Raw genomic sequence first — 19,676 nt, 5'->3', positions numbered from 1 at the left:
GGGTTGAATGGCACCGGGGTGCCGCGTAACTGCGGGTAGTGCTGGTGGATCTGTTGCTTATGCTGCGAAGGCTTTTGTTGCCGACTTTTCCAGATACCAACTGGCGGCGCCGATGACGCCCAGTTGCCCGTGCTCTACCAGCTTCACGGGAATGCTTTGCAGCGCCTTGCCCATCGGCCCCTTGTTGAGGAAGCGTTGGACGAAGGTGCTGTTCAGAAGGAATTGACTGATCTTTGGCAGGATGCCGCCGGCCAGGTAGACGCCGCCCTGCACGCCGTAGAGCAGGGCCATGTCGCCGATGGTCGAACCGAGGATTCCGCAGAACAGCTCCAGGGTTTCCACGGCCAGCGGGTCACTGCCATCGCAGGCGGCGGCGCTGACCGCATCGGGCGTGGTGTGCGTGGCGGCGACACCGCGCACTGCGCACAGGGCGTTGTAGAGATTGAGCAGGCCGGGGCCGGACAGTGCCTGTTCGATGGACACGTGCGAGCGCTCGCGCAGCATCTGCTGCAGCACGGCAATTTCCAGATCGGTGCTGGCCGCCAGCGATGCCTGGCCAGCCTCGGTGGCCAGTACCACCGACTGGTTGCCGACCGGGATCCAGACCGCGGCGCCCAGGCCGGTGCCGGGGCCGATGACCAGGGTCGGGCCGCGCGGCGCTTCGGCCGGGCCGGTCAGCTGCAGCACCTGGCTTGCGCTGATGTGCGCGGCGGCGTGGGCGACGGCTTCGAAATCGTTGACCAGGTGCACCGCCTCGAAGCCGAGATCCTGACGGATGCGGTTGGACGACAGCGGCCACGGCAGGTTGGCCGAGATGACGGTGCCGTCGGCCAGCGCATAGCCGGCGGTGGCGATGACGCAGTCAGCGACCTGTCCGTTGTGGCTGGCGAAGTCGGCCAGGATGGCTTCCAGGCCCGGATATTCGGCGTTGCGGTACTTGCGGTAGGCCAGCACATCGATGCCCGAACCTTCCCCGGCGCCGGCCTGGATCAGGCCAACGCGGACATGGGTGCCGCCCACGTCCGCCGCGAAGAAGGGCCGGGAAGCGGAATCGTGACGGACGCTCTGTAGCGGGGGGACGACAGCAGTCACTCGGTTTCCCTATGGCATGGGGAGCGCCCGAAAGGGGCACCATTCGGGGGCCGAGTCTGTAATCGATCTGACAACGATGTCAACGAATAGTTACAACTTTCGATGCTGCGTTGCAGCGTGTCTGCGCAAACCCGCCATTCACCGCGTTTGTTGCATCAGATAACGTCTATTACGCAAATACAGGGGCTTTCCCGCAGAAAGCCTGATCCCTGTGGGCTTGCCAGCCGATGCAAGCGTTTGGTCACATCTGGATGGCGAACACGCCTTGTTGACAAACCTGTCAGCCGCAAACCATAAATGTGACAACGTTGTTCCCACGTAATCGCGGACGGCCAGGGCCGTTTCCCGCATCCGCAGGAGCCTTGCCCATGTCCGCTGTTTCCGCTTCTCCGCCACGCACCAGCACGGCCTCGTCGATCGCCATCGTCGGCGTGCTGTTCTTCATCATTGGTTTCTGTACCTGGATCAACGGCCCGCTGATCACCTTCGTGCGGCTGGCCTTCGACGTGAGCGAGGTTTCCGCCTTCCTCGTGTTGATGGTGTTTTATCTGTCCTACTTCTTCCTGGCACTGCCGGCGTCGTTCATCCTCAACCGCACCGGCATGAAGAAAGGCCTGGCCTTGAGCCTGGCGGTGATGGCGGTCGGCGCAATGGCCTTCGGCGAGTTCGCGACCCGCCGCTGGTTCGGTGGTGCGCTGGGTGGCCTGTTCGTCATCGGCGGCGGCATGGCGCTGCTGCAGACCGCGGTGAATCCCTACATCAGCATCCTTGGGCCGATTGAAGGCGCAGCGCAGCGCATCGCGCTGATGGGCATCTGCAACAAGGTGGCCGGCATCCTGGCGCCGGTGGTGATCGGCTCGCTGGTGCTGCATGGCATCGGCGACCTTGAAACCCAGGTGCAGGCCGCCGATGCGGCAACCAAGACCGAACTGCTCAATACCTTCGCGGCCAAGATCCACACGCCGTACATGGTCATTGCCGGCGTGCTGCTGCTGGTGGCGGTGGGTGTGCTGTTCTCGCCGTTGCCGGAGGTCCGCCCGGACCAGGCCAATGCCGTGGCCAACGACGGCAAGGCCGAGAAGCACAGCATCTTCCAGTTCCCCCACCTGTGGCTGGGTGTGTTCTGCCTGTTCGTCTATGTGGGCGTGGAAGTGATGGCCGGCGACGCCATCGGCACCTACGGCAATGCCTTCGGCCTGCCGTTGGACCAGACCAAGCTGTTCACCTCCTACACGCTGTTTGCGATGTTGGTCGGTTACGTGGCCGGCCTGCTGCTGATTCCGCGCTTCATCTCGCAGGAAAAGTACCTGGCGGTGTCGGCGGTACTGGGCGTGGTCTTCACCCTGGGGGCGTTCTTCACCCACGGCTACGTCTCGGTGGGCTTCGTGGCCGCGCTGGGCTTTGCCAACGCAATGATGTGGCCGGCGATCTTCCCGCTGGCGATCCGCGGCCTGGGCCGCTTCACCCAGACCGGTTCGGCGCTGCTGGTGATGGGCATCGCCGGCGGCGCGATCATCCCGCAGGCCTTTGCCCTGCTCAAGCATGCGTACCCCGAACACTTCCAGCTGGTGTTCGCCGCGCTGATGATTCCCTGCTACCTGTACATCCTGTACTTCGGCACGGTGGGTCACAACGCGGGCAGGGCACGTGGCGCCTGAATCAAGCATCATGGCGACCATCGAGCCAACGCGGGAACCGGTAATGCGCAGACCCACCATCAAGGACGTCGCCGAGCGGGCGAAAGTCTCCCTGAAGACCGTGTCGCGGGTGATCAACAACGAGCCTTCGGTGATGCAGGCCACCCGCGCGCGCGTGCTGCGGGCGGTGGCTGAGCTGGACTACGAACCGGACCCCGCCGCGCGCAACCTGCGCAGCAACACCACGTTCGTGATCGGGCTGGTGTACGACAACCCCAATCCGTACCACATCATCGGCGTGCAGAACGGCGTGCTGTCGGCCTGCCGCGAAACCGGCTTCGGCCTGCAGATCCATCCCTGTGACTCGACCTCGCCGATGCTGGCCGAGGAACTGGCCGACTGGGTACAGCGCTCGCGTCTGGCGGGGCTGGTGCTGACCGCACCGATGTCCGAACGCCCGGAACTGGTGTCCGCGCTCAATGCGCGCGGCATCAAGACGGTGCGCATCATCGCCGCCACCGAGGACCCGGGCGATGGCCCGTGCGTGTTCGTGGACGACCGCGATGCCGCCTACGAAATCACCGAACACCTGATCCAGCTTGGCCATCAGCGCATCGGCTTCCTGTGGGGCGGTACGTCGCACCATTCCAGCGGCGAGCGCTACGCAGGCTACGAGGCCGCGTTGAAGGACTACGGCATCCCGCTGGACAAGCACCTGGTGATTCCGGGCGATTACACCTTCGACGATGGTTTCCGTGGTGCACGTCGCTTGCTGGCATTGCGTGAGCCGCCCACCGCCATCTTCGGTTCCAACGACGAAATCGCCGCCGGTGTGTTGGCCGCAGCAAACTCGGCCGGCTTGAACGTGCCGTATGACCTGTCCATTGCCGGCTTCGAGGACAGCCCGTTCTCGCGCCAGTCGTGGCCGGCACTGACCACCGCCAAGCAGGCGACCGGCGACATCGCCCGGCACGCGGCGCGGCTGCTGATCAGCCAGCTGCGCAGCGACGCCTACGACGACACGCCGCTGCAACTGCAGAACCAGGGCTTCGTACCGCAGCTGGTGGTGCGTGGCTCCACCGCGCCGCTGCGCCAGCAGCCCGCGCGCCCTCCTTCATCTCCCCCCGACCTTTCCGAGTAACGATCCATGGCACTGCCGAGTGAGACCGAAACCCTGATGTTCCGTGAGGCCGCCGAAAGCGCCTCGGTCATCGCCGCCCAGTTCGCCCGCAACCACGATGTGGTGCAGGCCCTGGCCGCCGACCTGCGACAGAACCCGCCACCGTTCGTGGTGACCTGCGCACGGGGCAGTTCCGATCACGCGGCAACCTACGGCAAATACCTGTTCGAGACGCAGCTGGGCCTGGTGACGGCCTCGGCATCGCCGTCGGTGGGTTCGGTCTACGAAGCGCCGTTGCAGGTGCGCGGCGCGCTGTACATCGTGATCTCGCAGTCTGGCAAAAGCCCGGACCTGCTGCGCAATGCCGAAGCGGCCAAGGCCGGCGGCGCGCGCGTGGTGGCACTGGTCAACGTCGAGGATTCACCGCTGGCGCAGCTGGCCGATACGGTGATTCCGCTGGGTGCCGGCGCCGAGCGCAGCGTTGCGGCTACCAAGAGCTACCTGGCCTCGCTGGCGGCGATCCTGCAGCTGGGCGCCTACTGGAAGAACGACCCGCAGCTGATTGCCGCGCTCGATGCGCTGCCGGCGGCAATGTCCAAGGCCTGGGAATGCGACTGGACGTCGTTGACCGATGGTCTGGTCGATGCGCACAACCTGTTCGTGCTCGGCCGTGGCCCGGGCCTGGCCGCCGCGCAGGAAGCCGCGCTCAAGTTCAAGGAGACCTGCGGCCTGCATGCCGAAGGCTACAGCTCGGCCGAAGTGAAGCACGGCCCGATGGCGCTGGTGGGCAAGGACTTCCCGGTGCTGGCTTTCGCCCAGCCCGATGAAACCGGCACCGGCACCAAGGCCGTGGCAGACGAGTTCGCCGCGCGTGGCGCGCAGGTATGGCTGGCCGGTGAAGGCGGCAGCCTGCCGACTGTCGCCGCGCCGCATGCGTTGTGCGCGCCGCTGCTGACCATCCAGAGCTTCTACCGCGCGATCAACGCACTGGCATTGCGTCGTGGCCACAACCCGGACCTGCCGCCGCATCTGAACAAGGTCACGGAAACGGTCTGATGAAAACGGTACTGCGCAACGGTCGGATTCTTGCCGGCGATGACTTCCGTGACGACGTCGCGGTGCTGGTCGAAGACGGCCGCATCGTTGCGGTGCTCGCCGCCGATGACGCTGCTGTCAGTGCGGCCGACGCACAGGTGGACCTGGACGGCGGCTGGCTGATGCCAGGCTTCATCGATGCGCAGGTCAACGGCGGCGGCGGTGCGCTGTTCAACAACCAGACCGACGTGGATGCGCTGCGCACCATCATGGCGGGGCATCGCCGCTTCGGCACCACCGGCATGTTGCCGACGCTGATCAGCGACGATGCCGAGGTGATGGCGCGTGCGGTGCAGGCCACGCGTGAGGCCATCGATGCGGGCGTGCCTGGTGTACTGGGCATCCATCTGGAAGGCCCGTACATCGCACCCGCGCGCAAGGGTACGCACGATGCCGGGAAGTTCCGCGTACCCGATGCCGACGAAGTCCGCATGGCCACCGCGCTGGACAACGGCGTCACCCTGATCACGCTTGCACCCGAACGCGTGCCGGTGGAAACCATCCGGCAGATGGTGGCCAATGGCGCCATCGTCGCCGCCGGCCATACCGCAGGCACGTATCAGCAGATCCGCGAAGGTCTCGATGCCGGCGTCACCGGTTTCACCCACCTGTACAACGCGATGTCACCGCTGCTGGGCCGTGAGCCGGGCGCGGTGGGTGCCGCGCTGGAAGATGCCGGCAGCTGGTGCGGCGTCATCGTTGATGGCGTGCACGTGCATCCGTCCAGCCTGCGTGTCGCGCTGGCGGCCAAGCCGCGCGGCAAGGTGTTCCTGGTCACCGATGCGATGCCGATGGTGGGCTCCGACAATCCGGCGTTCGAGTTGTATGGCGAAGTGATCACCGCCGTGGACGGCGTGGTACGCAACGCGGCCGGTTCGTTGGCCGGTTCGGCATTGGACATGGCCACCGCCGTGCGCAATACGGTGGACTTGCTCGGCCTGCCGCTGGCAGAGGCTTCGCGCATGGCATCGACGTATCCGGCGCAGTTCCTGCGTCTGGATGACCGTTACGGGCATATCGCGCCGGGCTATCAGGCCGACTTCGTGCTGCTGGACCAGGACCTGCAGGTGCAGGCGACCTGGATCGCAGGCGAGCGCGACTGATCGCAGCAGCTTCCGGCATGAACAAGCCCCTTCGGTTTGCATCGGTGGATGCCCTGCGTGGCATCACTGTCGCGGCGATGCTGCTGGTCAACAACCCCGGCAGCTGGAGCCACGTTTACGCACCGCTGCTGCATGCCGAGTGGCATGGCTGCACGCCGACCGACCTGGTGTTTCCGTTCTTCCTGGTGATCGTCGGCGTTTCCATCGCACTGGGTGTGGTGCCGCGCGTGGAGCAGGGCGCGGATCGTGGCGCGCTGACGCGCACGGTGCTTATGCGCGCGTTGCGCATTCTTGGCCTTGGCCTGTTGCTGCACTTTCTTGCGTGGTGGTGGCTGGAGCTGGCGCACTATCGGCCGTGGGGCGTCTTGCAGCGTATCGGCATCTGCTTTGCCTTTGTCGGCGTAGTGGCCATCTGGCTGCGTCCGCGCCTGCAATGGGCGTTGTTGCTGGCACTTTTGATCGGCTATGCAGCGCTGCTGTCAGCTGGTTCGACGTTGGCACCGTGGCTCAATCTGGCGAGCCGGGTGGATACTGCGTTGTTTGGATCGCTGTTGTACCAGTACGACGCAGCCACTGGCCACGGCCATGATCCGGAAGGTTTGGTATCTACGCTGGGGGCATTGGCTTCGACCCTGATCGGTCTGCATGCCGGTGCCTTGCTGCGCAGCGGGCAAACCAAGCGATTGCCGGTTGCTGGCGTTACGTTGCTTGGCCTGGGCGTGTTGTGGGCGCAGTGGCTGCCGTTCAACAAGAACCTGTGGACGCCGTCCTACGTGCTGTGGACCGCAGGCTGGGCATTGCTCGCGTTGTGGCTGGCGCATGCGTTGATCGACCAGCGCCAGTGGCCCGCATTGGGCCGTCGCTTCGGTGTCAACGCCATCACCGCATATGCCGGTTCTTCAGCAATGGTGTTGGCGATGATGGCCGGCGGCAGCTGGGGCTGGCTGTACACGCACGTGTTCGACCGCTGGATCACACCGCTGGCCGGCGCGCAGGGTGCGTCGTTGGCGATGGCCTTGGCGTTCGTCGCGCTGTGGTGGCTGCCGATGGCATGGATGGACCGGCGCAGGATTTATTTGAAGGTCTGAAAGCCCATGCACTGCGCATCGGGGTAGTGCCGAGCCATGCTCGGCAGGGGCGTTGACGACACTGTCTGCGCGCCCATGGAAAAGCAGTCTCAGGCGCGACGCAGTCTGTGCACCGGCCCAGGCATGGTCGCAGTTGCAATGGCAGAGACCGGTATCTCGTCGCCTGCTTGTTTGCCGGAGACACGCTTGCCGACGGCAATGGCCACGCAGCCGTTCCAGCAGTGATTGGCAAGGGAATCTGGCCAACACGCTAAAGGGTGCTCCCGAGCCTTGCTCCTGCGCTTCAGAGCGGCTATCAAAGCCACGCTTGAGGCCAATGTGCCGAATGCACTCCAGTTTCTGAGCCTGTGGCCGATTGATTCATCGGCCCCTGGACTGGGGAGAGGAACGCAATGTCAATAAAGGGAATTTCATGATCAAGGTTTCGACGAAGGCAGCGTTGCTGGCTGCCACATTGTTCGCCTGCAACGCGCAGGCTGAAGATTCGACCACTGAACCGGCCTTCACCTATGAATTCGGTGTACTCAATGCCGGTGACGGCGGCCGCAACAACGGTGACGAGGTACTGCGCGTGGTGCGCCGTGAGCACACTGGAAAGGCCATCGGTCTGCAGGTGCTGACCGGTGTGCTGGCAGGTGGTATCGGCGGAGTAGGTTTCAAGAAGTCGCAGTTGCATGGCGAGAAGGTCAGGGACATCCCCAATCCAGGCCGGGATCTGTTGCTGGCCGAAGTGCGTCGCCGGATCGAACAATGGCAGGCCTCCCATCCGGAACAGGCGCCGCAGGAGCCGGTGACGGTCAGCCTGATCGGTGGCGATTGGGTGCTGCTTTACCAGGAGCTGGACGAAGAAAAGACGCCATACGAACTGCGCTATCGCACCAGCCTGACGCTCAAGGGGCCGTCGCGCGGCTTCTTCAAGGCAAGCAAGACGTATGGCAGCGTCGAATGTGCGCCGGAGCCGGTAGTACAGGGCTACGAGGCATGGGCCGATGCCGAATTCGCCGGCGTAAAATCCGCGCGGCTCGCTTATGTCGAACAGTGCGCGGCCCAGTTTGCCGAGTTGATCCCCACTTGGCTGGCCGTAGTTCCAATGCGCGAAGTGCCGGTTACGGCTACGGCTACGGCTACGGCCATGGCCATGGCTACAGCTACAGCTGCAGATGCGGCGGAGCCGGGTGCCGAATCCCCTAGCGCCGCTGTGGAGGCTCCGGGCGATGATGCGCAGGCACCGATACAAGATTCCTTGCCGGCAGCACCGGCGTCTGGCGAAGGGTGAGTTGAGGCAAGGGGCCGCATCATCGTAGAGCCGAGCCAAGCTCGGCAGGCACTTGCATGACTCCTAGTAGGAGCGGCGTAAGCCGCGAGGCTTGCAGTGCTGCGCTTCGCACAAGATCGCGCATTGGCAATCAGCGGTGCTTGTACGGTATTGCCAGTGTCGCGACTTACGTCGCTCCTACAAGACGCAGGTGTATGCCGCGATCAAGAGCCATGAGCCGGGATCACATCCCGGCCCGTGGGTCTGGTTGATTGGATGGCGGCGTGTGTGTACCGAGATCGTGCTTCGCGTCTTCTCTGCCTGCATGGAAGGGTGCTCATCGCGCCCTGTGGATCGCATCGATCCGCGCCTTCTTCAACGCTTCACCGATGGCCGGGCCGTGTAGGCCTTCGGTGGCGATATCGCGGGCGTTGATCGCCAAGGCGGCGGCGTGCAGGCGTTGCAGGGTGGCGCGCTGCGGGTAGTCGCTGTCCTCGAAACCGGTGCGGCCACGCTTGTCGCATTCGCACACCAGCGCCATCTGTGCGATGCGCTCTGGCCGGCGGAAGCCGTCGCAGCGCTGGATCAGCTCCAGCACGGTGGCATCGCGCAGCTCATCGATGCGGTGCACGTTGAGATGTTCGCGGCATACGGCTTCGGCCAGCAGGCGGTGATCGGTGGGAATCTTCAGGCGTTCGCACAATGCGGCCAGCGGCTTCAGGCCGCGCTGCTCATGCATGATGTGGCGCGGCAGTTCGTCCTTGGGCGTGCGTGCCTTGCCCAGGTCGTGGGTGAGCGCGGCGAAGGCAATCAGGTCATCGCCTGGTGCAAGCTTGGCGGCCATGTCGCTGACCATTTCCTGATGGATGCCGGTATCCACTTCCGGATGGAATTCGGCGCGTTGCGGGACCCCGTACAACGCGTCCACCTCCGGCAGGATGATGGCCAGCGCGCCGGTGTCATGCAGGCTGCGCAGGAACGCCGACGGCTGCTTCATGGTCAGGGCGCGACGCAGTTCCTGCCAGATGCGCTCGGGCACCAGTGCATCCAGCTCGCCGCTGTCGGCCATCTGCCGCATCAATGCGGCGGTTTCCGGTGCCAGCGTGAAGCCCAGTGGTGCGAAGCGGGCCAGGAAGCGGGCCGCGCGCAACACGCGCAGCGGGTCTTCGATGAAGGCCGGGCCGACATGACGCAATACGCGCTGCTCGATATCGCGCACGCCGCCCCACGGGTCGACCAGCTCACCGGTTTCCTCATCGCGGGCGATGGCGTTGATGGTGAAGTCGCGGCGTTGCAGGTCTTCTTCCAGCGTGACCGAGGGATCGGCATCGACCACGAAGCCGCGATAGCCGCGACCGGATTTGCGTTCGGTGCGCGCCAGTGCGTACTCCTCGCCGGTGTCCGGGTGCAGGAATACCGGGAAGTCCTTGCCGACGGCCTTGAAGCCGCGTGCTTCCATTTCCGCCTGCGAGGAGCCGACCACCACCCAGTCACGGTCACCGGGCTGCTGGCCGAGCAGTGCATCGCGGACCGCGCCGCCTACGAGATAGATCTTCATGTCGGCATTAGAACAGGAGTGCGTGAATGGAGTGCCGGGCGATGCTCGGCACTTGAGGTGGCGCCCGGCCACGCTTGTGGCAGGGGCATTACCAGTGAAGCCTCAGCGGGGCATGGCTCCGCTCTACTGCGGGCAGACGAAGTTCTTCCGTGCGCCATCGATCCGGCCGACCATGCGGTCACTCAAGGTCAGGGCGTTGCCATTGAGGCGCCAGTCGTAGATCACGCTGAAGGCCAGCACGCGGGCGACGTACTCGCGCGTTTCCTTGTAGCTGATCGTCTCGATCCAGAAATCCGGGTCGAAGTTCGGCCGCTGCGATTGCCAGCGCGCAGTCGGCGTCGGGCCGGCGTTGTAGGCGGCGATGGTGACGTAGGGCTGGCCGTTGTACTTGTCCATCAGCTGGCGCAGATAAGCAGTGCCGATGGCGATGTTGGTGTCCGAGTCATACAGACTGGCCGCGCCGCCATAGCCGCTCAGGCCGATGCTCTTGGCCACGCTGGCGCCGGTCGCAGGCAGTACCTGCATCAGTCCCATCGCGTTGGCCGGCGAGCGCGCCTTCGGGTTGAAGATGCTCTCGGCGCGAATCTCGGCGGCCACCCAGGCCGGGTCCAGGGCATTGCGCGCCGCTTCGCGGCGGATGGTCTCGTCGTGATGCAGCGGGAAACGCAGCGTGTACAGGCGCTGTTCCTGCGGCCCCTTGAGCGCGAACACGGCACGGTCGAACCAGCCGTCCTTGCTGGCCACTTCCACCGCCAGGCGGCGCTGGGTGTCATCGAAACGGGTCAGCGCATCGGCCCATTCGCGCGCGGCCCAGCTGGGGCGCTCGATCCTGTTCAACTCCAGCGCACGTACCAGGGCCGGGTCGCGGGCGACGGCGGCCTTGGCCTGCGCGCTGTCATTCGGATTCCACGGGCACAACGCGTAGGGCTGCTTGAGTTTGTCGGCGGCAAGGAAGCCATGGAAGGTCGGCTCGCTGGCAGCGGCGCGGTACAGCGCGGTTGCCTCGGCAGACTTGCCGGTCTTCTCCAGCAGGCGGCCTTCGAACCAGCGCCAGCGCGAGTCGTTGCGCTGGCTGGCCGGCATCTTGCGGATCGCCGCCAATGCCGCAGGCCAGTCACCGCGTGACATGGCTTCGCGGGTACGCCATTCGTGCAGGCGCTCGTCATAGGCCGATTCGGGAACCGCAGCCAACCGGCGCGCCGAATCGGGCAGATAGGAGGCGACGGTCCACAGCGCGATCTCGTAGCGCACCTTGCCTTGTTGGTCGGCACTCAGGCCCAGCGCCTGCGCGTACTGCGGCAGTTGCTGTTCGGCGGCGCCTGGATCGGCCTTGGCCAGCTTTTCCAGGCCGTCGGTGGCGATGCGTCGGCTGCGCTCGTTCTTCGGCCAGTTCAAGGCGCGCGCATCGGGCTTGTCGACGAAGGCGGCGTAATCATTGGCCTGCGTCAGTTCGGCAGCGGGCAGGCCGCGTGCGGCGGCGCGCATCACCGCCGGTTGCTGGGCGTCGGCGGCGGCATCGATGCGCTCCCAGCGCAGCGACGGTGACAGTTCGCCACGGCTGGCCAGCACAGCGAACACCGGATCGCAGGCATCGGGCAGCGACTTGCCGCTGCTGCGCCACAGCGCCTGTGCATCGCTGGTCCATTGCGCATCGATCCTGCCGGTGGCCTGGCGGGCATTGAGCTCGGCGCAGCGCATGCCGGCATCGTTGCTGGGCTTCCAGTTGGCCAGCAACGTCGGCCAATCCTGGCGCCGCGCGAGTGCGGGTAGCCACGCGGAGCGGAACGTCTCGGCTACCGCCTGGCCCTGGTAGCGCTTGAGGAAGTCCTGCGCCTGGGTGTTGCTCAGCGTGTCGATGTTGCGACGCAGGGCGCTGTATTCCAGCCAGCCGTAGAGCGGGTGGTTGCGCAGTGCGCCGACGGCGTTGGCATCGAACTGGCCGCGCTCGGCATTGTCGATGGCCGCGCGCATGGCGGCGCGCTGCGCGTCCAGGTTCTGGGCGTCGGCGGAAGTGCACGCCAACAACGTCATGGCGGCCAATGGCATCAGGGAAAGTAGCTTCATGGCCGAAGGATAACGGGCAGGGCGTCAACGGCAGAGCGACACGCCGACTGCCACATGAACAGGCCGGCGTGCATTGCGAGCGATCGGCACGAACGCAAGCTGAACGGAACACTCCAACGTGCGGCATGAACACGCGGCAGGAGTAGCGTTGGCCACGAGGCAACCGGCCTCGCCCTGGGGGAACTGGACATGGCATTCAGTGCAGCAGGCAATTCCGGACGTCCGTTGGCCGACATCAATGTCACACCGCTGGTGGACGTGATGCTGGTGTTGTTGATCATCTTCATCGTCACCGCGCCGATGGTGGCCATCCCCATTCCGGTGGACCTGCCGCAACGCAGCGAGCGGGTGCTTCCGCGTCCCGATCCGCCACCGCCGATCGAACTGCGCGTGGATGCAGACAACCAGCTGTACTGGAATGGCCAGGTGCTGTCGCGGCAGGCGATGCAGGAGCAATTGCTGGAACAGGCGCAGATGCACGCCGGCAACCTGCCCGAACTGCGCATCGATGCCTCGCCGGACGCGCAGTACGAAGTCATGGCGCAGGTGCTGGCAGCGGCCAACAACGCGCACATGGAGCGCATCAGCTTCGTGCGTTGAGGGCGCGGCGGCAGCTGGCGTGAGTTGCGGCTGCTGCATTGATGGTGGCGGCGGAAATGACGAAGGCCGGCAATGCCGGCCTTCGTCATGATCGGGTTTGCGTTGTGCGCGGTGGACTCAACGCAGGCTGTTGGACGGCACCTGCACTTCCATTTCCACCGCCAGGTGATCCGAATGCGCCGCAGGTACGGCGCGCGCATCCATGGTCTTGAGGTTGTCGGTGATCAGGATGTGGTCGATGGCCCGGTCCGGCCCCCAACTGGGGAAGGTCAGCACGTTGCAGCTCGGCGGTTGCAGCCGGGTCTTGTGGTACAGCACGCGCATTTCCGGGCGGTCGGCCATGCAGTTGAAGTCGCCCATCAGCACCGCGTTGGGCTTGTCCACCAGCAGGTCGGAAATGAAATCCAGCTGCGACAGCCGCGAGCTCATGCCCAGTGACAGATGCGCCACGGCCACGGTCAGGCCTTCATCGCCATCGCCAAAACGGGCCAGCAACACGCCGCGGCCACCGAGGCGGCCGGGCAGGGCATGGTCCTGTACTTCCACCGGCTCCAGCCGGCTGAGCAGGCCATTGGCGCTGGAGGCAACTCCGCCCATGCGCCGGTTGGGCTGGTGGCTCCAGTAATTGAAGCCGGCCCGTTGCGCCAGGTAGTGGGTCTGGTTGGTGAAGCCCGAGCGCAGGCTGCCGGGGTCGGCTTCCTGCAGGCCCACGATGTCACGGCCGCTCGCCAGCTTGGCGATGGCGTCAAGGCTGGAGCGCTTCTGGCCCGCAGGCAGCGCGTGTGACCAGCTGCGGGTCACATAGTCGCTGTAGCGGCGGGTGCTGGAGCCGGCCTGGATGTTGGCCGTCAGCAGCCGCAGGGTTTGTGTGGGGTTCTTCACGACATTGAAACCGAAGGGCCTCGTGTCCGAGGCCCTTGATACCTTACTTGGCGTTGGCGGCGCGTTCGCGCGCGATCAGGTGGTCGGCGATGCGGAGCATGTCCTCAAAGCCCTTGCCCTTGACCAGGTACTTGCCGTTGACGATCACCGAAGGGGTGCCGCCAATCTTGCTGCGCTGGGCGAACTGCTTGGCGCGGTTGACCTTGGCGGCCACCGAGAAGCTGCCCATGGTGTCGGTAAAGGTCTTCGGGTCAACGCCGTACTTGCCGTAGAAGTTGGCGATGTCTTCCACCGAGTCGGTGCCGCGCTCGCCCTTCAGGGTCTGATCGATGTGGATGGCGGCGTACAGCGCATCGTGGGTCTTCTCCTGCACGCCCAGGGTTTCGGCGGCGTAGTAGGCACGTGCGTAGTTGTCCCAGATGCCGCCGAAGCCGGCCGGCACATAGACGAAGTTCACGTCAGCCGGCAGGCCGGCCTTCCACGAGCCGACCAGCGGCTGGAAGCGGGCACAGGCCGGGCAGACATAGCCGAAGATCTCGGCCACTTCGATCTTGCCGGTGGCCGGCTGGAACGGCTGGCCGCCTTCGATGACCACGTAGTCGGTGCCGGCGACCGGCTCCGGGCCCACCGGACGTGCCGGGGCAGGCACCGGGGTGTTGGCAGCGGCGTCGGTGCTGGCGGCGTCGGCCGCTGCGGCCGGGGTGGCGCCTTCGGCGGCAGCAGCTTCCGGAGCCGGGGTCGCAGCCGGTGCGGCTTCGGCGGCGGCCGGCGTGGTGGCGGCCGGGGCGGTGGTTTCGGCGGTGCCGTCCTGGGCCTTGCAGGCAACCATCAGCGGAATCAGGGCCGTCAGGGCCAGGGCGAAGCGGATCTTCATCGGGTGGGATCTCCAGCGTGGATTCGTTGGTGCATCAGGCCGCAGCAGCACGACCGCGGGCGCGCATGATGCCATTATGGGTTGCAAAGGCTGAACCGGCAGCGCGTGGTCCAGCCCGGGTTGGGCAGGGCTCAGCGGCCCTTGCCAGCGGCCCGCTCGCGGGCGATCAGGGCGTCGGCCACGCGCAGGGTGTCTTCAAAACTGCGTGCGGTGATCAGGTACTTGCCGTTGACGATCATCGCTGGCGTGCCAGGTATCTGGACGCGCATGGCGAAAGCGCGGGCGTTCTTGATCTTCTCGTCGACCTGCGGGCTGCGCAGCGCGTCGATGTAGCGCTGCGGCTCCACGCCGTAGTTGGCGTAGAAGGTGGCCAGCTCCTGCGGCGAAACGCTCTGCATCGGCAGGCTGCGGTCCTGGTGCAGGGCCTTGAACACGTCGCCATGGCTGCGGCCGAGCACGCCGACCTGTTCGGCGGCATAGAAGGCGCGGGCGTAGGCATCCCAGTAGCCACCAAAGGCGGCCGGCACCGGGGTGAAGCGCACGTCAGCCGGCAACTTGGCCTTCCAGGCTTCCACCTGCGGCTCGAAGTTGGCGCAGTGCGGGCAGGTGTAACCGAACACTTCCACCACTTCGATCTTGCCGGCCAGCGGCGCGAACGGTCCCGGCTGGGCGATCAGTTCGTAGTCCTGGCCCTGTACGGGGGCGGCGTTGGGGGCCGAGCAGGCGGTCAACGGGATCAGCGCCAGCAGCAGGGGCAGGATTCGGGAAAACAGCTTCATCGTGGGGAATCTCCGGGGAAAAAAGACGCCGACCTCGCGGTCGGCGTGTCTGCGACAGCGGTTGCACCGGCCGCCGGGGCGACCGGCGCGGGTCAGGGTTGTGCGGCTGCGGCCATCAGCTTGGCATCATCAGTACGATCATGCAGGCCCTGCATGTAGCTGGCCAGTGCCTGGATTTCCTGCCCGGTCAACGCGTGGGTGACCTCGGCCATGATCTTGAACTGGGCGGCATCGGTCTCCTGGGTCTGCCCGGACTGGTAGCGCTCCAGGCGCTGGACCAGGTAGCCCGAGTACTGGCCGCCGACATGCGGATAGGCCGGGCCGGGATTGCCGGCACCGGTGGGCCCGTGGCAGGCCATGCAGGCCGGAATGTTGCGGCTGGCATCGCCGCCGCGATAGAGCTTCTGGCCGATTTCGTAGAACTTCATGCCTGCGTAGGGGCCATCGGCCACCACCGCATCGTCGGCTACGCCGGCGCCGCTCTTCTGGGTGGCGAAGAAGGCGCCGAGGTCGCGCATGTCCTGGGGAGTCAGTGTCTGCACGAAGGGCACCATCGCCGCCACCGCGCCTTCATTGCGCTGGCCGTTGGCGATCAGGGCGATTTCCTTGGCGATATAGCGTTCGCTCTGGCCGGCGATGCGCGGGTAGATGTCCACCGGCGAATTGCCATCGGCACCATGACAGGCGGTGCAGGTGGCCGACAGGGCTTCACCGGCTTTGGCATCGCCGGGCTTGGTCTTGCTGAAATCCACGTCCAGCGAAGCGGTCTGCACAGGTGCGTTGTCCGGCACCGGGATGACAGAACTCTGGGCAAAGGCAACGGCGGCAATAACAGGAACGACTAACGCGGTAACGGCAAGAACACGAGCATGGCGCATGCTGAAGCTCCGTGTGGACCGGGCCGGGCGTCGCGCCGGCATCGCCCGGATTATCAACGGCGTTTCAAGGCAGGGTCAACGCAGCAGTGCAGCATTTGGACAGGCCGCACGGGCCGGGCGATGGCTTGGGCCGCAGCTGGCAGGCCCGGCGGGCAGCGGCCCTGAGCAGGCCTGAAAGCAACGCGCGGCGCCGCAACATGCGATCCTATGCGGTATGTCACTGCTCATCGAACGCGCCCGTTACCTGCTTTCCGCCCACAACGCCCGGCAATTGCCGGCCGATGAAGGGGCCGAAGTGGCATTTGCCGGCCGCTCCAATGCGGGTAAATCCAGCGCGCTCAACGCGCTGACCCGCCAGAACGCGCTGGCCCGTGTCTCCAAGACGCCGGGCCGTACCCAACAGCTGGTGTTCTTCCAGGTCACGCCCGAGGCGAGCCTGGTCGACCTGCCCGGTTACGGCTACGCCAAAGTGCCGCTGGAACTGCAGGCGCACTGGCAGGCCTTCATCGACCAGTATTTCCGTACCCGCCAGGCGCTCAAAGGCCTGGTGGTGGTGATGGATATCCGTCATCCGCTCAAGGACTACGACCGGCAGATGCTCGGTTATGCGGTGCAGCGCGGCCTGCCGGCGCATGCCCTGCTGACCAAGGCCGACAAGCTTGGCCGTGGCCAGCAGATGCAGGCCCTGCAGAAGGTGCGCAAGGAATTGCAGTCGGCCTTCGGCGATACGGTCAGCGTGCAGGTCTTCTCCGGCGAATCGCGCCTTGGCGTGGACGAAGCCCGCGGAATCATCGGTGGCTGGCTGGGCTTGAACCCGCCGGCAGAGGAAGAAGCAGCCCCGCAGGGCTGAGTTGGTGCTTCATTGGCCGGGACGACGCCAAGTGCGCTCCCGGTCTTTTGAGGCTCCCGTCTGGAGCCCCCCCTTCCCAGTCCTCCCTTCTGCCGCGCAGAAGGGAGGTTTCGGTTGTGCGTGGGCGGGCAGAACAGCGTTTCAAGGCGTGAGCGGCATGAATTCGGCCGGCACCCAGGCAAACGCGCCATCCTGACGACGGACATGGCCCAGCCCCGGGAAGGGCAGGTGCGCGCCGGCAACCCACCAGCCGTTGTCGGCCGCTTCGGCCATCATCCGGCGGCGGCTGGCGATGGCGGCATTGCGATCACTGTCGGCCTCGTAGGCGGCATCGGGTTGTGCGAACTGCACCGCGTGGAAATGCACGACGTCGCCCCACACCAGCAACGGTTGTCCGGCACCGCTGTCGATCCGGTACGACACGTGGCCCGGCGTGTGGCCGTGGCTGTCCAATGCGCGGATGCCAGTTGGGAGTGGGTCCTGCGTGCCAAAGCGCCGCAACGTGCCGGCCGCTTCATACGGTGCGACCGCGTCGCGGGCCAGCTTGAAGGCGAAGCGCAGCCCCTGCGGTGCGCTGGCTTCGCTGGCAGGGTCCAGCCAATAGGCCGCGTCGGCGTGCGACAGCCACACCGTGGCGTTCGGGAACGCCGCCTTGCCCTGCGCATCGAGCAGGCCGCACAGGTGGTCGGGATGGGCGTGGGTGAGCAGGACGTCATCGACATCGCTAGGCGCATAGCCGGCCGCACGCAGGTTGCCGAGCACCTGGCCCAGGCCAGGGCCGAAGCACTTGGCGGTGCCGGTATCGACCAGGGTCAGGCGGTTGCCGCGTTGGACCAGATAGGCGTTGACCGCGGTTTGCAGGCCCTTGCTGTCCTCGGGCACGTAGCGGTGGTCGAGCAGGCGGGTGACGGCGCCCGCGTCGATGCCGACCAGTTCCTGCCGGCCCAGTGCGACCGTGCCGTCGAACAACGCGGTGACCTGCAATTCACCTATCTGCTGGTGATAGACACCGGGCACCTGCTGCTGTGGCACGTGCGTGGTGGTGGCGAAGGCGGTGTGGCTGCAGACGGCCAGCAGCAGGGCGGCGGCAAGGTGACGGCGGGGAGGCAAACGCATGGCAGGTTCCGGGGAGGGCGGTATCGCCGCAGGGCCTTCATCGTGCCCGGCGTGCGGCGCGCGTTCCGCTCAGAATGTTGCGTGCGCCGCTCGCGTCTGGCTCAGCTGTTGCCGATCGCCGCCGGCTCCAGCCCGTAGCGGGATGCGAAGCGCTTGTTGAAGCTGCCCAACGAGCGGTAGCCCACGCGCGCTGCCACCGTCTTCAACGGCAGCTGCGTGGTGTAGAGCAACTGCATGGCATGCGCCAACCGTGCATCGACGATCAATTCACGCAGGCTCAGCTGTTCACTGGCCAACCGCCGGCGCAAGGTGGCGCCGCTGATGCCCAGTTGATCCTCGAAATCGCGCGATTGCCAATCACGCTCCGGCTGCGCGGCAACCAGGTCGCGGATGCGTTCGCCAAGGCCCGGTTCGGGCGCGGCCAGCAGGCTGCCGTGGCCGCGCCGGCAGAACGCCACCACCAGCGCCGCCAGTGCCAATCGCGCTTCGGTGTAATGGCCTTGTTCCAGCGCCTGCCGCCATTGCAGCAGGGTTGCGCCGTGATCGGCCAGTGGCAGCCGTGCCAGCGCGAGCCCGGCGTCGGGCAGTGGCTCGTTCCACAACGTGCGTGCGGCAGCCAGTGCTTCATCGCACAGCGGCACGATGGCGCTGAGATAGATGCCGCTATGCGGGTCGGGAATGTTGACCACATCGAAACGGCAGCGACGCGTGACCAGGAACAGGTCACCCGGCGCCAACTCCAGTGTCTGCTGCGCGGTGCGGACCTGTTTGCGCCCCTGCAACAGGATCGCGAACTGCGGCCGCGGTACTTCCACCGACGAGGCACCATGTTCGCGCCGCGCGGTGATGCAGGCATAGCCTTCTGCGCGCTGGCAGCTGGCGAGCGTGGCCAGTTGTGCCAGCAGCGTGGTGGTGGAAGTGGCGGCATCCATCGTCGGCTACAACGCGGCGTCGAACAGGTTGCCGATGGCGGCGGCTGCGGCCATCGCCAGTGCGCCCCAGAACATCACCCGCAGCGCGCCGCGCAACGGCGCCGCGCCGCCGGCACGGGCCGCCAATGCACCGGTGATGCTCAAGCCGACCAGCGTGGCGGCGGTGGTGATCTGAGCGACGTAGGCGTGCGGGGCCAGCAACGCGGTCAACACCGGCAGGGCGGCGCCGGCCGTGAATGCACCGGCCGATGCCATTGCGGCCTGTAGCGGACGCGCGCGCATTTCCTCGGTGATGCCCAGTTCGTCGCGCGCATGCGCGGCAAGTGCATCGTGTTCGGTGAGCTGCACGGCCACCTCGCGGGCCAGTTCGGGCGAGAGTCCGCGCTGCCGGTAGATGGCGGTCAGCTCTTCCAGTTCGCTGCGCGGGTCTTCGTGCAGTTCGCGACGCTCGGCAGCCAGGTCGGCGTGTTCGGTATCGGCCTGTGACTGCACCGACACATACTCGCCAGCGGCCATCGACATGGCACCGGCGACCGTGCCGGCCACGCCGGTGGCCAGCACTGTGGCTGCGGGGGCGCCACTGGCGGCGATGCCGACGACCAGCCCGGCGACCGAGACAATGCCGTCATTGGCCCCCAGCACGGCCGCGCGCAGCCAGCCAACGCGGTCGGAACGATGGACTTCCGGGTTTCTGGATCGACTCATGTGCGCAGTTTAGGACGGAGTGAGCGGTGCCGGCGGAATGACTCGCAA

Annotated in this window: 18 protein-coding genes; 8 read left to right on the top strand and 10 right to left on the bottom strand. The window is 66.0% G+C overall.

Annotated features, from left to right (window positions below):
• Nucleotides 1-57 precede the first annotated feature (57 nt).
• Nucleotides 58-1,092 carry a glucokinase gene (glk, locus tag LR961_RS15680; RefSeq protein WP_232150873.1) on the bottom strand — a complete coding sequence of 345 codons (1,035 nt, stop codon included), beginning with the start codon at nt 1,090-1,092 and terminating at the stop codon, nt 58-60.
• Nucleotides 1,093-1,460: 368 nt separating this feature from the next.
• Here glk and LR961_RS15675 point away from each other — a divergent pair, with 368 nt between their 5' ends.
• The 6 genes from LR961_RS15675 (at nt 1,461) to LR961_RS15650 (ending at nt 8,411) form a co-directional block, all read left to right on the top strand.
• Complete coding sequence (locus LR961_RS15675) at nt 1,461-2,750, top strand: sugar MFS transporter (protein ID WP_232150872.1); 1,290 nt, start codon at nt 1,461-1,463, stop codon at nt 2,748-2,750.
• Between the two features lie 43 nt (nt 2,751-2,793).
• Nucleotides 2,794-3,870, top strand: coding sequence for a LacI family DNA-binding transcriptional regulator (locus LR961_RS15670; RefSeq protein ID WP_232150871.1), 1,077 nt, complete (start codon nt 2,794-2,796; stop codon nt 3,868-3,870).
• Between the two features lie 6 nt (nt 3,871-3,876).
• Complete coding sequence (locus tag LR961_RS15665; protein ID WP_232150870.1) at nt 3,877-4,905, top strand: SIS domain-containing protein; 1,029 nt, start codon at nt 3,877-3,879, stop codon at nt 4,903-4,905.
• Nucleotides 4,905-6,047 (top strand): N-acetylglucosamine-6-phosphate deacetylase, encoded by a 1,143-nt coding sequence (gene nagA / locus LR961_RS15660; protein WP_232150869.1) that lies wholly within the window; start codon nt 4,905-4,907, stop codon nt 6,045-6,047. The genes LR961_RS15665 and nagA overlap by 1 nt, the downstream gene beginning before the upstream one ends.
• A gap of 17 nt (nt 6,048-6,064) precedes the next feature.
• Complete coding sequence (locus tag LR961_RS15655) at nt 6,065-7,135, top strand: DUF5009 domain-containing protein (protein ID WP_232150868.1); 1,071 nt, start codon at nt 6,065-6,067, stop codon at nt 7,133-7,135.
• A 412-nt stretch (nt 7,136-7,547) separates the two neighbouring features.
• On the top strand, nt 7,548-8,411 hold the full coding sequence (locus tag LR961_RS15650) for a hypothetical protein (protein WP_232150867.1): 864 nt from the start codon (nt 7,548-7,550) through the stop codon (nt 8,409-8,411).
• A gap of 316 nt (nt 8,412-8,727) precedes the next feature.
• Here the strand turns inward: LR961_RS15650 and LR961_RS15645 are convergent, their stop codons facing one another.
• Nucleotides 8,728-9,948 (bottom strand): multifunctional CCA addition/repair protein, encoded by a 1,221-nt coding sequence (locus LR961_RS15645; RefSeq protein ID WP_232150866.1) that lies wholly within the window; start codon nt 9,946-9,948, stop codon nt 8,728-8,730.
• A 123-nt stretch (nt 9,949-10,071) separates the two neighbouring features.
• Complete coding sequence (locus LR961_RS15640; RefSeq protein ID WP_232150865.1) at nt 10,072-12,012, bottom strand: transglycosylase SLT domain-containing protein; 1,941 nt, start codon at nt 12,010-12,012, stop codon at nt 10,072-10,074.
• 189 nt (nt 12,013-12,201) lie between these two features.
• On the opposite strand from LR961_RS15640, the gene LR961_RS15635 reads away from it, so the two are divergent.
• Nucleotides 12,202-12,612 carry a biopolymer transporter ExbD gene (locus tag LR961_RS15635; RefSeq protein WP_232150864.1) on the top strand — a complete coding sequence of 137 codons (411 nt, stop codon included), beginning with the start codon at nt 12,202-12,204 and terminating at the stop codon, nt 12,610-12,612.
• Between the two features lie 117 nt (nt 12,613-12,729).
• On the opposite strand, the gene LR961_RS15630 is transcribed toward LR961_RS15635, so the two are convergent.
• From LR961_RS15630 to LR961_RS15615, 4 genes are all read right to left on the bottom strand, one after another.
• On the bottom strand, nt 12,730-13,467 hold the full coding sequence (locus LR961_RS15630; RefSeq protein WP_232151170.1) for an endonuclease/exonuclease/phosphatase family protein: 738 nt from the start codon (nt 13,465-13,467) through the stop codon (nt 12,730-12,732).
• A 70-nt stretch (nt 13,468-13,537) separates the two neighbouring features.
• Complete coding sequence (locus LR961_RS15625) at nt 13,538-14,368, bottom strand: thiol:disulfide interchange protein DsbA/DsbL (protein ID WP_232150863.1); 831 nt, start codon at nt 14,366-14,368, stop codon at nt 13,538-13,540.
• A gap of 131 nt (nt 14,369-14,499) precedes the next feature.
• Nucleotides 14,500-15,147 (bottom strand): thiol:disulfide interchange protein DsbA/DsbL, encoded by a 648-nt coding sequence (locus tag LR961_RS15620; RefSeq protein WP_232150862.1) that lies wholly within the window; start codon nt 15,145-15,147, stop codon nt 14,500-14,502.
• A 92-nt stretch (nt 15,148-15,239) separates the two neighbouring features.
• Complete coding sequence (locus tag LR961_RS15615; protein WP_232150861.1) at nt 15,240-16,025, bottom strand: c-type cytochrome; 786 nt, start codon at nt 16,023-16,025, stop codon at nt 15,240-15,242.
• A gap of 214 nt (nt 16,026-16,239) precedes the next feature.
• Between LR961_RS15615 and yihA the strand changes: the two genes are divergently transcribed.
• Nucleotides 16,240-16,875: a ribosome biogenesis GTP-binding protein YihA/YsxC gene (yihA, locus tag LR961_RS15610; protein ID WP_232150860.1), complete on the top strand. Its 636-nt coding sequence runs from the start codon at nt 16,240-16,242 to the stop codon at nt 16,873-16,875.
• Between the two features lie 141 nt (nt 16,876-17,016).
• On the opposite strand, the gene LR961_RS15605 is transcribed toward yihA, so the two are convergent.
• The 3 genes from LR961_RS15605 to LR961_RS15595 all read right to left on the bottom strand — a co-directional run bounded on the left by LR961_RS15605 (nt 17,017) and on the right by LR961_RS15595 (nt 19,628).
• Complete coding sequence (locus tag LR961_RS15605; protein ID WP_232150859.1) at nt 17,017-17,991, bottom strand: MBL fold metallo-hydrolase; 975 nt, start codon at nt 17,989-17,991, stop codon at nt 17,017-17,019.
• A gap of 101 nt (nt 17,992-18,092) precedes the next feature.
• Complete coding sequence (locus LR961_RS15600) at nt 18,093-18,923, bottom strand: helix-turn-helix transcriptional regulator (protein WP_232150858.1); 831 nt, start codon at nt 18,921-18,923, stop codon at nt 18,093-18,095.
• A 6-nt stretch (nt 18,924-18,929) separates the two neighbouring features.
• Nucleotides 18,930-19,628, bottom strand: a complete 699-nt coding sequence (locus tag LR961_RS15595) for a VIT family protein (protein ID WP_232150857.1) — start codon at nt 19,626-19,628, stop codon at nt 18,930-18,932.
• Nucleotides 19,629-19,676 lie beyond the last annotated feature (48 nt).

The sequence above is a fragment of the Stenotrophomonas sp. SY1 genome (assembly GCF_021202945.1).
Classification (GTDB): domain Bacteria; phylum Pseudomonadota; class Gammaproteobacteria; order Xanthomonadales; family Xanthomonadaceae; genus Stenotrophomonas.
The sequence above is the reverse complement of the archived record's forward strand: the minus strand, read 5'-3'. Positions and strand labels throughout refer to the sequence as shown.